Source organism: Streptomyces sp. KLMMK (assembly GCF_036961605.1).
GTDB classification, from domain to species: Bacteria; Actinomycetota; Actinomycetes; order Streptomycetales; family Streptomycetaceae; genus Streptomyces; species Streptomyces telluris.
Genome location: NZ_JBAMDC010000168.1, coordinates 1 through 13,682 on the forward strand (window position 1 = coordinate 1; position 13,682 = coordinate 13,682).

Annotated in this window: 12 protein-coding genes; 7 read left to right on the forward strand and 5 right to left on the reverse strand. The window is 74.1% G+C overall.

Annotation, left to right across the window (positions count from 1 at the left end):
- Together V7793_RS22040 and V7793_RS22045 are read left to right on the forward strand one after the other, a co-directional pair.
- On the forward strand, positions 1 to 240 hold a 240-nt coding region (locus V7793_RS22040), incomplete at its 5' end, for a PTS-dependent dihydroxyacetone kinase phosphotransferase subunit DhaM (protein WP_443057965.1).
- 80 nt (positions 241 to 320) lie between these two features.
- Positions 321 to 1,571 carry a PP2C family protein-serine/threonine phosphatase gene (locus tag V7793_RS22045; RefSeq protein ID WP_336009111.1) on the forward strand — a complete coding sequence of 417 codons (1,251 nt, stop codon included), beginning with the start codon at positions 321 to 323 and terminating at the stop codon, positions 1,569 to 1,571.
- A 103-nt stretch (positions 1,572 to 1,674) separates the two neighbouring features.
- On the opposite strand, the gene V7793_RS22050 is transcribed toward V7793_RS22045, so the two are convergent.
- The gene (locus tag V7793_RS22050; RefSeq protein WP_336009125.1) at positions 1,675 to 2,394 is read right to left on the reverse strand and encodes a PIG-L deacetylase family protein; all 720 of its coding nucleotides are present in this window, start codon (positions 2,392 to 2,394) and stop codon (positions 1,675 to 1,677) included.
- 345 nt (positions 2,395 to 2,739) lie between these two features.
- Here V7793_RS22050 and V7793_RS22055 point away from each other — a divergent pair, with 345 nt between their 5' ends.
- Genes V7793_RS22055 through V7793_RS22065 form a run of 3 tightly spaced genes read left to right on the forward strand, consistent with a single transcriptional unit; the run spans position 2,740 to position 5,707 of the window.
- Positions 2,740 to 3,801: an ABC transporter substrate-binding protein gene (locus V7793_RS22055; protein WP_336009113.1), complete on the forward strand. Its 1,062-nt coding sequence runs from the start codon at positions 2,740 to 2,742 to the stop codon at positions 3,799 to 3,801.
- On the forward strand, positions 3,802 to 4,881 hold the full coding sequence (locus V7793_RS22060) for a FecCD family ABC transporter permease (protein ID WP_168093663.1): 1,080 nt from the start codon (positions 3,802 to 3,804) through the stop codon (positions 4,879 to 4,881). It abuts the gene before it with no gap.
- 4 nt (positions 4,882 to 4,885) lie between these two features.
- On the forward strand, positions 4,886 to 5,707 hold the full coding sequence (locus V7793_RS22065) for an ABC transporter ATP-binding protein (RefSeq protein WP_336009115.1): 822 nt from the start codon (positions 4,886 to 4,888) through the stop codon (positions 5,705 to 5,707).
- Between the two features lie 151 nt (positions 5,708 to 5,858).
- Here the strand turns inward: V7793_RS22065 and V7793_RS22070 are convergent, their stop codons facing one another.
- Both V7793_RS22070 and V7793_RS22075 read right to left on the reverse strand, forming a co-directional pair.
- A complete protein-coding gene (locus V7793_RS22070) occupies positions 5,859 to 7,022 on the reverse strand; it encodes a serine hydrolase domain-containing protein (protein WP_336009116.1) in 1,164 nt (387 codons plus the stop codon).
- Between the two features lie 88 nt (positions 7,023 to 7,110).
- On the reverse strand, positions 7,111 to 7,896 hold the full coding sequence (locus V7793_RS22075; RefSeq protein ID WP_336009118.1) for an alpha/beta fold hydrolase: 786 nt from the start codon (positions 7,894 to 7,896) through the stop codon (positions 7,111 to 7,113).
- 170 nt (positions 7,897 to 8,066) lie between these two features.
- Between V7793_RS22075 and V7793_RS22080 the strand changes: the two genes are divergently transcribed.
- Positions 8,067 to 8,933 carry a helix-turn-helix transcriptional regulator gene (locus V7793_RS22080; RefSeq protein WP_336009119.1) on the forward strand — a complete coding sequence of 289 codons (867 nt, stop codon included), beginning with the start codon at positions 8,067 to 8,069 and terminating at the stop codon, positions 8,931 to 8,933.
- Positions 8,934 to 9,014: 81 nt separating this feature from the next.
- Here the strand turns inward: V7793_RS22080 and V7793_RS22085 are convergent, their stop codons facing one another.
- Both V7793_RS22085 and V7793_RS22090 read right to left on the reverse strand, forming a co-directional pair.
- Positions 9,015 to 10,055, reverse strand: coding sequence for an isocyanide synthase family protein (locus V7793_RS22085; RefSeq protein ID WP_336009121.1), 1,041 nt, complete (start codon positions 10,053 to 10,055; stop codon positions 9,015 to 9,017).
- A gap of 7 nt (positions 10,056 to 10,062) precedes the next feature.
- Positions 10,063 to 11,349, reverse strand: a complete 1,287-nt coding sequence (locus V7793_RS22090; RefSeq protein WP_336009123.1) for a cytochrome P450 family protein — start codon at positions 11,347 to 11,349, stop codon at positions 10,063 to 10,065.
- 579 nt (positions 11,350 to 11,928) lie between these two features.
- Between V7793_RS22090 and V7793_RS22095 the strand changes: the two genes are divergently transcribed.
- Positions 11,929 to 13,682, forward strand: a 1,754-nt coding sequence (locus tag V7793_RS22095) for a heavy metal translocating P-type ATPase (protein ID WP_336009129.1), incomplete at its 3' end; no start/stop codon positions are given.

Sequence of the window (13,682 nt, forward strand, 5' to 3'; positions counted from 1 at the left end):
CGGCGGGCGGTCGCGGCGGCGGACCAGGGTGCGGGCGTGGTGGTCTTCTGCGACATGGGCAGCGCGGTGCTCACGGTGAAGGCCCTGCTCGCCGAGGGCTTCGGCGGTGCCGAGGTGCGCATCGCCGACGCCCCGTTCGTGGAGGGCGCGGTGACCGGCCTGGTGACGGCGTCGGCCGGCGGCGACCTCGCCGCCGTGCTCGCCGCGGCGGACGACGCCCGCACATACCGCAAACTCTGAGTCAAGAGGCGGCGGCACCAAGATCACATCGATGGCCGAGAGGCGCACCCGTGCCAGGGTGTAATGGCACAAATACCCCTATGAGCCTCGTTCCGGCGTGGAGGTCCCGCCAGGTGTCGTCGTCGCGCAGACTGCCCTTCGCGCTCGTCCTCGCCTACCTGGCGGGCATCGTGTGCGTCGACCTGATGACGCCGTCGAACCTGCGCCTCGACGTCTTCGCGGCCCTGGCCCCGATGACGGCCGCGGCGCTGTGCACGTACCGGCAGACGGTGTTCGTGGGCGTCGTCGACTTCTGCCTGATGGTGGCGCACCACGGCATGGCCGACAGCGAGGTGGCGGTCAACCGGGTCGGCTCGTTCGTCGGGAACGCGCTGATGGTGGGCGCGAGCATCGCCGTGGCCCGGCTGCGGCGCGACGGCGACGCCCTGCTGGAGCGCGTACGGGCCACCGGAGAGGCCGCGCAGCGGGCGCTGCTGCGGCCGCTTCCGCTGCGGACGCGCAGTGTGGTCGTGGACGGCTTCTACGTGTCCTCGCAGCGGGAGGCCCTCGTCGGCGGCGATCTGTACGAGGTGGTCGACACGCCGTACGGGACGCGCGTGCTGATCGGTGACGTGCGCGGCAAGGGCCTGGGCACGCTGGGCGCGGGGGCGGCGGTGCTGACCGCCTTCCGGGAGGCGGCCTACCACCGGCGCGACCTGGAGAGCTCGGTGCGGGCGATGGAGCAGGGGCTGTACCGCTACCACCGGTCCGCGGAGTACCAGGCGCGGCTGCAGCCGGGCCGGCACGGCGGGCGGCCGGAGGACGCGCGGATGCGGGCGGCGGAGGAGTTCGTCACGGCGCTGGTCTTCGGCACCGAGGAGGGCCCAGGACGGCCCGGTGCGAGCGGCCCGGTGCCGGTCACGTTCGTGGACTGCGGGCACGTGGCGCCGTTCCTGATCGACGCGCAGGGCGGCGCCCGCGAACTGGAACCGGCCGACGCCGGGCTGCCCCTGGGCCTCGGCGACCTGGCCGCCTCTCCCCGGACGGTCCACCGCGTCGCCCTGCCGCCCGGCTGCCGGGTGCTGACCTGCACCGACGGCGTGACCGAGGCCCGGTCGCCCGGCGGCGGCTTCTACCCCCTGGCGGAGCGGCTGGACGCGTGGGCCGCCCTGCCCACACCCGAACTGCTGGGCAGGCTGCGCGCCGACCTCGACGCGCACACGGGCGGGCGGCTGCAGGACGACGTGGCCGTGCTGGTGCTGGAACGGGCGTCGGAGTACCACGGGACGCACGAGGCGGCTCACCCGGAGGGGGTGGCGGAAGGGGCGGCGGAAGGGGCCCCGGTGGCGTAGGACGAGGTCCGGATCACGCGATCCGGATCACGAGGTCCGGATCACGACGCCCGGATCGCGAGGTCCGCGGAGGCGGGCCCGTGGGAGCCCGCCCCGCGGCCCGTCAGCGGTTGAAGAGCTCGAAGGAGACGCCCGGGCGGCCGCCGAACCGCGCCGCGACGCCCTGCATGCTGCCCTCCAGGAACGTGCGGCAGTACGTCTCCGGGTCCTCCTTCGTCAGCGCCTCGATGTACGTGCGGTGGCAGAGGAGGGACGCGACGGCCCGGTCGAGGCCGCTGCTCGCGTCGACGGCGTGCGTGGGCCGCGGGGACCCGGCGACCGCCACGTAGCGCACGCCGTCCCAGGGCAGGAGCCCCTCCTCGGCGAGGTCGGGGAAGATCCAGCGGTTGCCCGCGTCGGCGACGGCGTCGAGGACGGCCCGGCCGACGTTGCGGTGGTCGGGGGTGTTCCAGAAGACGGAGTCTCCCCAGGACCAGGTGTCGTGGTGGTTGAGCGTCAGGACGAGCTCGGGGCGGTGGCGGCGGATGGCGGCGGCGAAGTCGCGGCGCAGGGCCGTGCCGTATTCGATGACGCCGTCCGGGTGGCCGAGGAACTCGACGGTCTCCACGCCCACGGCGGCCGCACTGGCCCGCTGCTCGCGCTCGCGCAGCGGCCCGGCCTCGGCGGGGGCGAGGGTGTCGATGCCGGCCTCGCCGACGCTGGCCAGCAGGTAGACGCACTCGCGCCCGTCGTCCAGCCAGGTGGCGACGGCGGCGGAGGCACCGTACTCGAGGTCGTCGGGGTGGGCGACGATCGCGAGGGCGCGCCGCCAGTCGGTGGGCATCTCCTTGAGCTGATCGCGCGGCTGCGGCTGCCCGTCGGGCCGCCCGGCCGCGGCCGTCGCCGCATCCGCCGCATCCGCCGCATCCGCCGCGCCCGTCACGTCCGTCGCGCCGGTCGCCGCGCCGGTCGCCGCATTCGTCGTATTCGTCGCATCCGCCATCACGGTCTCCTTCACCTGCCGGATCCGCCTCCGCCCGCGCGCCGCGTGCCGTCGGCGGGGCGTTCGATGCAGCCTACGTCGCAGTTCTTCGCGACACGCGGGAACCCGGCGGGCCTGCGGTCCGACTACCTGATCCGGACCCGCACCGGCGGGCCCGTGGCGAACCGAAATTCCTGGAGTTGTCTGATGCGCCCTCGTGCGTGGTGCGGTGTACTGGCCGCTGTGGCCCTGTCGGCGACGGCCTGCGGCGGCGGTGGCGGGGAGGCGAAGAAGTCCGACGACGCCGCGGCCGGCGCGCGGTCCGGCTTCCCGGTGAGCGTCACGGACTGCATGGGCGCGAAGACCACCTTCGAGTCGGCGCCGAAGCGGATCGTCACCAGCAACGCCGCGAGCCTTGAGCTGCTGATGTGGCTGGGTGCGGGCGACAAGGTGGCCGGCACGGGCTTCCCGCCGGGCAAGGGCGCCATGCCGGGGCAGTACGCGGACCGCGCGGCGAAGGTGCCGGTGCTGGGCAGGACGGTGATCCCCAAGGAGAAGCTGCTGGGCTCGGGCGCGGACCTGTACGTCGACGCCTTCTCGTCCATGAAGAACATGGGCAAGATGGGGGACGCGCCGACGGCCAAGGAGTTCGAGACCGCCGGGATCAAGCACGTCTTCCTGAAGTCGACGGCCTGCGCCGCGATGAGCAAGACGCCGCGTACGGACCTGTCGGGCGTCGAGGCGGACATCGAGGAGCTGGGCAAGGTCACCGGCACCTCCGCGCGCGCCGCCGAGCTCGTCCAGGAGATGCGGAAGAAGACGGGCGCGGTGCAGGACGCCCTCAAGGACGTCCCCGAGGACAAGCGCCCGTCGTACTTCTTCTTCGACTACGACGCGGGCACCAAGCAGCCGATGGCCGTGTGCAACCGGCAGGTCGCCAACGCCGTGATCGGCATGGCCGGCGGCCGCAACGTCTTCGACGGCTGCGACGGCGACTTCAAGCCCGTGGGCTGGGAGAACGTCGTCGACAAGAACCCGGACTGGATCCAGCTGGGCGTCCGCAACCGGGGCAGCGAGGAGGCGAACGCCAAGGCGTTCGACGAGGCCGCGGAGTTCCTGAAGAACTTCCCCGCCACCAAGGACCTCACGGCCGTCAAGGAGGGCCGCTTCCTGCGCATCGGCTCGGAGCGCACCACGATCGGGGGCGTGCGCAGCGCGGACACCGTGCGCGAGATCGCGCACACGCTGCACCCGGACCGGGTCAAGTAGATGGGTCCGGTGGGGGCGCCCGCCGCGGTCACCGCGGAACGGGCGGAGGAGCGCGAGCCGGGGGCGCGGGCGCCGTGGGTGGCGGGGGCGCTGGCCGCGGCCCTGCTGGTCGCGCTGACCGCGTCGGTGTGCCTGGGCTCCTCGGACGTGCCGCTCGGCGAGGTGTGGTCCTCGGTGACGCGCGGGATCAGCGGGCAGGAGCCGGTGCCGGGCACCCGGGATCTGATCGTGTGGCAGCTGCGGGTGCCGCGGGCGCTGCTCGCGGCCGTGGTGGGCGCGGGCCTGGGGCTGGTCGGCACGGCCGTCCAGGCCCTCGTCCGCAATCCGCTCGCGGACCCGTACCTGCTGGGCATCTCCAGCGGGGCCTCGCTCGGCGCGGTCGCGGCGATCGTGCTGGGGGCGGGTGCGGGCGGGCTCCTCGGGCTGGGGCTGTCGGCGGCGGCGTTCGCCGGTGCGCTCGCGTCGTTCGCGCTGGTGTGGGCGATGGCCCGGCGCGGGGGCGGCTTCTCGCCGCTGCGGCTGGTGCTGGCGGGGGTGGGGATCGGGCAGTTCCTGTCCGGCTTCACGCACTACCTGGTGCTGCAGGCCGGCGACGACCAGCAGACGCACGGCGTGCTGTTCTGGCTGATGGGCTCGCTGGGCGGCGCCCAGTGGGCGACGCTCGGCGTGCCGGCGGCGGCGGTGGCCCTGGGCCTCGCCGCGCTGCTCGCGCGCGCCCGTGCCCTCGACGCCGTGCTGATGGGCGACGAGACCGCGGCCGGACTGGGCGTGGACGTCGCACGGCTGCGGCGCGAGCTGTTCGTGGTGACGAGCGTCCTCACCGGCGTGCTGGTGTCGGTCTCCGGGGCGATCGGCTTCGTGGGGCTGATGGTGCCGCACGTGTGCCGGATGGTCGTGGGCGGCGCGCACCGCGTGCTGCTGCCGGTGGCGGCGCTGTTCGGCGCCGTCCTGCTGGTCGTGGTCGACCTGGTGGCCCGTACGGCGCTGCCGGACCAGGAGCTGCCGGTGGGCGTGGTCACGGCGCTGATCGGCGCGCCGACGCTGCTGTACCTGCTGGACCGCCGCCTGGAGAGGGGCTAGGGAGATGCGGATCGCCATCGAGGACCTCGACGTGGCGCTGTCGGGCCGGACGATCGTGTCGGGGGTGCACCTCGTCGCGGAGGACGGGGAGATCGCCGGGCTCGTCGGGCCCAACGGCAGCGGCAAGTCGACGGTCCTGCGCACCGTCTACCGCTATCTGCGGCCGCACGCCGGCCGCGTGCTGGTCGGCGGTACGGACATCAGGTCGCTGACCGCCCCCGAGGCGGCACGGCGGGTGGCCGCACTCCCCCAGGAGCGCGGCAGCGACTTCGAGCTGTCGGTACGGGCCGTCGTGGCCATGGGCCGCACCCCGTACAAGCGGGCGTTCGCGGGCGACGACCCCGCCGACAAGGACATCGTGGCCGCGGCGCTGGCGGGCGTGGGGCTCGCCGGGGCGGAGAAGCGGCGCTTCTCCGCCCTGTCGGGCGGCGAACGGCAGCGGGTACTGCTGGCCCGGGCGCTCGCCCAGGACCCGGAAGTCCTCGTCCTGGACGAGCCGACGAACCACCTGGACGTCCTGCATCAGGTGGAACTCCTGGCCCTGCTGCGGGAGCAGCGCCGCACGACGCTGCTGTCCCTGCACGACCTGAACGCGGCGGCGTCCCTGTGCGACCGCCTCCACGTCCTCCACGAGGGCCATGTGGTGGCCTCGGGCCCGCCGCGCGACGTCCTCACCCCGGAACTGCTGGCGGACGTCTTCGGCGTCCGGGCGGCGATCATCGACCACCCGCTGACGGGCGATCCCCTGATCGCCTTCGACCACCGGTCACCGGCGGCGGCGCCGGCGCTGCCCCGCCCGGCGGAGGCGGTGACGGCGGAGCGCTAGCGGGTGCGCTTGCCGCGGGGCGCTTGCTGCAGGGCACTTGCTGCAGGGCACTTGCTGCGGGGCGTTGGCCGGTGCGCTCGTTGCAGAGCGTCGGGCCGTGCGCTCGCTGCAGGGCGTCGGCCGGTGCGCTTGCTGCAGAGCGCCGGCCCGGCTAGCGCGCTGCGGCCGCCCGGACCACGGCCTCGGCCAGCCGGTGGTTTTCGAGGCCCGCGCCGAACCCCGACGGGAAGGCGAAGCGGCGGCGCGTGTACGCGTAGGCGACGCCGCTGTCCGGGTCCGCGAAGCCGAGCGAGCCGGCCGCGCCGCTGTGGCCGAAGGCGTCCGGGCCGAGGAAGGGATAGCGGCCGCTCAGCTCCTCGAAGCCCAGGCCGAAGACGTCCTCGTTGCCGGTGACCAGGTCGGTCCCGCGGTACCGGACGCGGGCGAACTCGGTGACGGTCTCCGGCTTCAGCAGCGGGGCCCGGCCGTCCACCTCGCCGATCGCCGCCGCGTACATCCCCGCCACGCCCCGCGCGGTGCCGACCCCGCCGGACGAGGCGGGGCCCAGGGCCCGGACGGCACGGGTGTTGGCGAAGGCCACCAGGTCGGTCGGCGGGGTCGCGTTCTGGTTGAAGGCGATGCTCTTGATGCTGTCCGGGGCCGAAGCGCCGGCCGCGAGCCGCTCGGCCTCCTCCTCGGTGGGCAGCAGCGGCAGCACCGGCGCGCAGCGCGCTTCGAGCCCCTCGGGCAGGCCCAGGTGGAAGTCGAGCCCGTACGGCGCCCGGATCCGCTCCTCGTAGATCTCCTGGATCGAGCGGCCGGTCACCCGTCGCACGACCTCGCCCGTGAGGGCGCCGATCACGAAGGCGTGATAGCCGTACGCCGTTCCCGGCTCCCAGAAGGGCCGCTGCGCGGCGAGCCGCGCGGCCGCCAGCCGATCGTCGGCCAGTTCCTCCGTGGTGAAGCCGCCGTCGACGCCGACGACTCCGGAACGGTGCGCGAGCAGCTCGCGCAGCGTGAGCCGGCCCTTGCCCTCCGCCGCGAACTCCGGCCAGTAGGCGGCCACTTCGCGGTCCAGGTCGAGGACGCCGTCCTGCACCAGGAGCGCGACCACGAGGTGGGCGGCGCCCTTGGTGATGGAGTAGAGACCGGTCAGCGTGTCCGCCCCGGTACCGGGACCGCCCCACAGGTCGACCACCCGGCGGCCGTCGACGTGCGCCACGAGCTGCGCCTCGGGCGCGACCCGCGCCTCCCCGAGCACCGCGGCGAACGCCTCCCGCACGCCCTCGAACCCCTCCGCGACGGTCCCCTGCACCTGGCCGTTGTCGCGCGCCATGACCTGCCCCCTTGTTGTCGATCACGTGCTGGTCGAAGATCACAACAGCCTTGCGGGGGTGGGCATTCCCGGACCGCCGCAAGGGCGATCAGGCCTCGATGAAGTCGGTCACGAGCTTGACGAAGACCTCTTCCTGTTCGAAGAAGGCCACGTGACCCGAGTCGATCTCGGCGTAGGCGCTGCCGGCGATCGCCGCGTGGAGGGCGCGGCTGTGCTCCACCGGGACCGTGATGTCCTGGGTGCAGCCGATGACCAGCGCGGGGGCCTGGATGCGCGGCAGCAGGGCGCGGATGTCCACCTGCAGGTCGTAGGCGATGTGGCGCAGCGTGCCCTCGGTCGGCGGCATGTTGGGGATCAGGGCTTCGAACTGCTCGCGCCCGATGGTGTTGAGGAAGCCGCGGCTGAAGCCGGTCATCGCGACGGCGCGGCCGAAGGACGCGGGGTCGCTCGTGCCGAGGTTCTGCCAGAGCGTGAAGAGGCTGCGCAGGTACTCGTCGCTGTCGGTGCGGGCCCAGCCGGCCACCAGGATCAGCCGCCGGACGAGGTCGGGGCGGAGCGCCGCGACGGCGGCGGAGACGGTGGCGCCCATGGAGAAGCCCAGCAGGTCGACGGGCCCGTCGGCCGCGTCCTCGATAACGGCGATGACCTGGGCGGCGAGCCCTTCGGCGGTGAGCGGCGCGCCGTCGTCGACGGTGGCCTCGGTGCCCGACAGGTCAGGGGTGATCACGGTGCGGTGCGGGGTGAACCGGGGGTTGGTCCGCCCCCAGTTCACCGCGGCCCCCGCCGATCCGGTGCCGTGGACCAGGACGAGCGCGGGGCCCGAGCCGGCTCGCTCGTAGTGGACGTGGGCGCCGTTGACGGTGACGGTGGCCATGGGAGTGCTCCTTGTGCGGGGTGCGGGGTGCGGGGTGCGGTTGCGGTGGGGCCGGGGCGGCGTTCGTGCTCCGGCCCGGCCAACATTGCCGTCGCCGAGCGGATGCCGGGAGAGCCTTGCCGACCCTGGGACCGGCAGTCCCTGTCTGAGCCCGGGGACCGTCCGGCAGGATGATCACCATGACGATCGACCGTTCCGGACTCGCCGACTTCCTGCGCCGCTCCCGCGACCGGGTGCGCCCTCAGGACGTGGGCCTGCCTGCCGGCCCCCGGCGCCGCACCCCGGGCCTGCGCAGGGAGGAGGTCGCTCAGCTCGCCGGCATGTCCGCCGACTACTACATCCGCCTGGAGCAGGCCCGCGGCCCGCAACCCTCGCCGGAGATGCTCGCGGCGCTGGCCCGCGCCCTGCGCCTGAGCGCCGACGAGCGCGACCACCTCCACCTCCTGGCCGGCCGCCGCCCGCCCGCCGGCCGGACCGCGGGCGACCACGTGGGCCCGGGGCTGCTCCACCTGCTGGACCGGCTTCCGGCCACACCGGTCCAGGTGCTCGGCGGCCTCGGGGACGTCCTGGCACAGAACGCGATGGCGGAGGCCCTGCTGGGCGGGGTGTGCACGGTCTCGGAACACGGCCGCAACGTGGTCTGGCGCTGGTTCACCGACCCCGCGCAGCGCGCCGCGTATCCGGCCGACGAGCACGATTACTACGGCCGCCTGCACGTGGCCGACCTGCGGGCGGCCGTGGGGCGGCGCGCGGGCGACCCCGCCGCGACGCGCCTGGTGGAACGGCTGCGGGACGCGAGCGAGGAGTTCGCAGGCCTGTGGGAGCTGCACGAGGTCGCGGTGCGCCGGGCGACGCGCATACGGGTCCTGCACCCGCTGATCGGCCCGGTCGACCTGGACTGCCAGACGCTGCTCGCGCCGGAGGGCGACCAGCGCGTCATCCTGTACACCCCGCCGGCCGGCAGCGACACCGCCGAACGCCTCGCCCTGCTCAAGGTCGTGGGCACGGGGCAGTTCGCCCCGGCCCCGGCAGGCTGACGGAGAGCCGGCCTCAGCCCGCCTCAGTCGGATCTACCCGTACCGCCTACCCCCCTGCCCCTACTCCCTGCTCCCTGATCCCTACTCCCGCTCCTCGAAGTGGCTCGGGCGCCCCGCACGGAGGACGAGGCGCCCCCGCGTCTCCGCCTCCGCCCGGTGCATGAGCCGCGCTTCTCCCCCGCGCCCCCGCAGGACGGCGGCATGCCACGGCGTGGCCCACGCGTCGGCCGCGTCCAGCAACCGGATGCCGAACTTCTCCGCGCCCGGCCGCTGCGGATGGATGGACAGCCGTACGGACCTGGGGTGGCAGTCGGCGATGAGGTCGCCCCAGGCGCGGCTGCGCGCGATGACCCCGTAGGCGCGGGTCCGGCACTCGCGCTGCAGCGCGGACCGCGTGCCGTCGAAGTCCGCGGTGTCCTCGACGAGGAAGCGCGTGATGCCGCGGTAGAGCCGCGCGGTCTCCTCGTCGCCGCGGACGAGGGCCCGCAGCGTCTCCACCGAGGGCGCGTACGCCTCGGTCACGAGCCGGCGCTTGGTGTCGTGGTCGAGGTCTCCGTGGACGTCGCGCAGGTCGAACGTGTCGAGGCAGCCGAGCCCCTCGCCGGCGATCAGGTCGCGGAGCGCGTCGCCGTAGGCGTCGATGTGCTCGTCCGGTACATGGATGAGGTCCCCGAAGATGTGCCCGTCGGAGCAGATGAGGATGCGCGCGCCGGGTGCGTAGACCTCGCCGATGCGCGAGCAGAGCCGGTCGAGGAAGGCGAGGGAGAGCCGCTCGCCCTCGTCGGGGAGGTGGCCGAGGACCTTGGCCGGGTTGGGCGACTTGCAGGGGAACCCGGGGAGGGTGAAGAGGACGGGCTCGCCTGCGTCCGTGAACTGCCGTATCTGGCGCAGTTGCTCGGGAAAGTCCGCGGTGTCCGCGGACCCCGCGCCGGTGGTGCGGTGGTACGGCAGGAGGAGGCGGAGGATGCGCGCCTCGACGGACGAGGCGAAGGAGGTGGAGCAAGCGGAGGAGGTGGAAGAAGCGGAGGAGGTGGAGGCAGCAGGCGTCACAGGAGCGGCAGAGGCCACCGGAGAGGCCGAGAAGGCCAGGGAGGCTGGAGAGGTCAGCGTGGCGTGGGACATGCGGCACTCACCCACGGCCCATGGGGCAGACGGCGGCGCGGTCGAAGGAGACCGGCAGCGCGGAGGTGCCGCGGCCGAGGACGGCCGGGATCCAGGGGAGCTCCCCGTCGGGCACGGCGAGCCGCAGGCCGGGCAGCCGGGCGAGCAAGGTGCCGAGGGCCACCTGGAGTTCGATGCGGGCGAGCGCCGCGCCGGGGCAGAAGTGGATGCCGTGGCCGAAGGCCAGGTGGGGTCCCTGGGCCCGGTCGAGGTCGAGGGTGTCGGGGTCGGGGAAGCGCTCGGGGTCGCGGTTGGCCGCGCAGAGGGAGACGATCACGGAATCACCGGCGGGTACGCGCGTGCCGTGCAGGTCGGCGTCCTCGGCCAGGAAGCGCCAAGTGGTCAGCTCGAAGGCGCTGTCGAGGCGCATGAGTTCCTCGACGGCGGCGGGCAGGAGCTCCGGCTCGTCCCGCAGCCGCGCCAGGGCCTCGGGGTGGCGGAGCAGGTTCACCATGGCGGTGGTGATCTGGTTGGTGACGGGCTCCTGGCCGGCGACCAGCAACTGGAAGATCATGGAGTCGAGCTCTTCCGGGGTCAGTTCGCCCGCGTCGCGGGCGGTGACCAGGCGGCTGAGCAGTCCGTCGCCGGGCGCCTCGCGCCGGTCGGCGACGACCTCGGCGATGTAGCCCTGGAGTTCGCGCAGCAGCGCCTCGTAGGCGGGCCGCCCGGGGTCCGTGGGCCCCACGGGCGCGACGACCTTGCCCCACTCGCGGCGGAAGCGCCGTGCCAGGTGCGGCGGCAGGCCGATGACCTCGGCGAGCACCTGGAAGGGGAAGCGGGCGGCGAAGCACTGCACGAGGTCGGCGGAGTCCGCGTCCCCGTCCGCATTCCCCTCCACCGGCATCGCGTCCACGAGCGCGTCGGCCATCTCCTGGAAGCGCGCCCGCATCCCCTCGACGCGCCGCGGCGCGAACGCGTCGGTCACCAGGCGGCGCATGGCCGTGTGCTTGGGCGGGTCCTGGTGGAGGAGGTGGACCTGCAGCTGCGAGTGCTGCGGCTCGGGCATGATCGAGGCGCGGGCGCGCCAGCGGTCGTTGCCGCGGTCGTGGTTCTTGCCGAGCCGGGGGTCGGCGAGGGTCTTCTGGGCGGCCTCGTGCCCGGTGACCAGCCACGCGGTGACCCCGCTGGGGAACAGGACCCGGTGGATCGGGCCCGCTTCCCGCATCCGCGCGTACAGCGGGTAGGGGTCCCGCTTGTACTCGGACCCGTAGAGGGGGACGGGGTCGGGCAGCTCGGACGGCTCGGGCTGGGACACGGTGAGGGCTCCTCGCGAAGTCGTGGACCCCTGAGAAGTCGGACGGGCGGTGGAGTGAGTTCCCGCCGGCCGGGGGGTTGTTCGCACGGATTTACGGACACCTCTGTCGCGCAGGTTCCGTATCTCCAGGTAGTCGGCCGGCAAGGGCCTCTGGTTCCCGCGGACACAAGGGACAATCCTCACGCGCCGGGAGCGGGCGGAAGGCGGCAGAACCGGCTGCGCAGCGTGCCACGATGCGGAGATGACCGCTCGTCGCTCCCTCTCTCCATCCGCAAGTCCATCCGGAAGCCCGGCTGGGAGTCTGTCCGAAAGCCGGTCCGGAAGCCGGTCCGGAAGTCCCTACGGCAGTCCGTACGCGACCCTGATCGGTTTCGTCCTGCTGCTGGCCGCCCTCTTCGGCGTCGCGTACGCCGTCGGAACGGCGGCCGGTCCGGCGGCTCCCGGGATACACCGCACCGGGGGGTCTGAGCCGGGGTCGGGATCGGGCTCGGGCTCGGGGTCGGGTTCCGGCGGAGGGATGGGCGGCATGGGTGGCATGCACGGCATGAACGGCATGAACGGCATGGGTGGGCGATGAGTATGACGACCGGCACCTCGGCCGCGACCGGTACGGCGCCCGGCACCGACTCCGCCGCCACGACGGCGGACGCCACCACCGAACTGATCGTCGGCGGCATGACCTGCGCCGCCTGCGTGGCGCGCGTGGAGAAGAAGCTCGGCAGGCTGGACGGTGTGGGCGCGACCGTCAACCTGGCCACCGGTCGGGCCCGCGTCTCCCACCCCGCCGGGGTCACCCCCGCGGAACTGATGGCGGTCGTCGAGGGCGCCGGCTTCACGGCGGCGCTGCCCGAGCCCGCCCCCACGCCGGGTTCCGGGGGAGACAAGGAGAGCGGGGCGGGTGAGGCGGGCGAGGCTGCCACGGGCGCCCTGACCCGACTGCTGATCACGGCCGTGCTGTCCATCCCCGTACTGGTGCTGTCCATGGCCCCCGGCCTGCAGTTCCGCAACTGGCAGTGGCTGTGCTTCGTCCTCGCGACGCCGGTCGCCGTCTGGGGCGCGTGGCCCTTCCACGAGCGCGCCCTGCGCGGGCTGCGGCACTCGGCCGCGACGATGGACACGCTCGTCTCGCTCGGCGTGATCGCCTCCTACTCCTGGTCCGCGTACGCCCTCTTCCTGGGCGGCGCCGGACGGCCGGACATGAAGATGCCGTTCACGCTGGTGCCCTCCATGGCGGTCGGCACGGCGGACGTCTACCTCGAAGCGGTCGTGGGCGTTCCCCTGTTCGTGCTGATCGGCAGGCTGCTGGAGGCCCGGGCCCGGCACAGCACGGGCTCCGCGCTGCGGGCCCTCGCCTCGCTCGCCGCGAAGGACGTGCTCGTGCGGGCGGCGGACGGTACGGAGCGCCGGGTGCCCATCGAGCAGCTGCGCGTCGGCGACCGCTTCGTCGTACGGCCCGGTGAGCGCGTCGCGACCGACGGCGTCGTCGTCGCGGGCAGTTCGGCGCTGGACCTGTCCCTGGTGACGGGCGAGAGCGCGCCCGTGGAGGCCGGGCCGGGCACCTCCGTCGTCGGCGGCGCCGTCAACTCCGGCGGGCTGCTGGAGGTACGGGCCGAGGCGGTCGGCGCCGACACCCGGCTCGCCCGGATCGCCAAGCTGGTGGAGGAGGCGCAGGCGGGCAAGGCGAAGGCGCAGCGCGTGGCCGACGCCGTCGCCGGGGTCTTCGTGCCGGCCGTGCTGGCCGTCGCCGTGACGGTCCTCGGCTTCTGGCTCGGCGCGGGCGCCTCGACGCAGGCGGCCGTCACCGCCGCGGTGGCCGTCCTCGTCGTCGCCTGCCCCTGCGCGCTGGGCCTGGCCACGCCCACGGCCCTGCTGGCGGCCACCGGCCGCGGCGCCGGCCTGGGCATCCTGGTCAGCGGGCCGCAGGCGCTGGAGGGGCTGCGGCGCGTGGACACGGTCGTCCTGGACAAGACGGGCACGCTGACGACGGGTTCGATGACGGTGACGGGCGTGACGGCCCGCCCCGACGGCATCGGCGAGGCCGCGGCACTACGGCTGGCCGCGGCGGCGGAGCAGGGGTCGGAGCATCCGGTGGGCCGGGCGGTTTGTGCCTATGTGCGAGGGCCGGAGGGGCCGCAGGCTCCGGAAGCTCTGCAAGCTCTGCAAGCTCTGCAAGCTCCGGAAACAGAGTCTTCGGAGGCCGCAGATCCCGCTGATCCCGCTGATCCCGCTGATCCCGCTGGTCCCGCTGGTCCCGCTGATCCCGCAGTGCGGCTGCCGGAGGTCACGGAATTCACGGCGACCCCGGGCAAGGGCGTCGCCGGACAGGTCGAGGG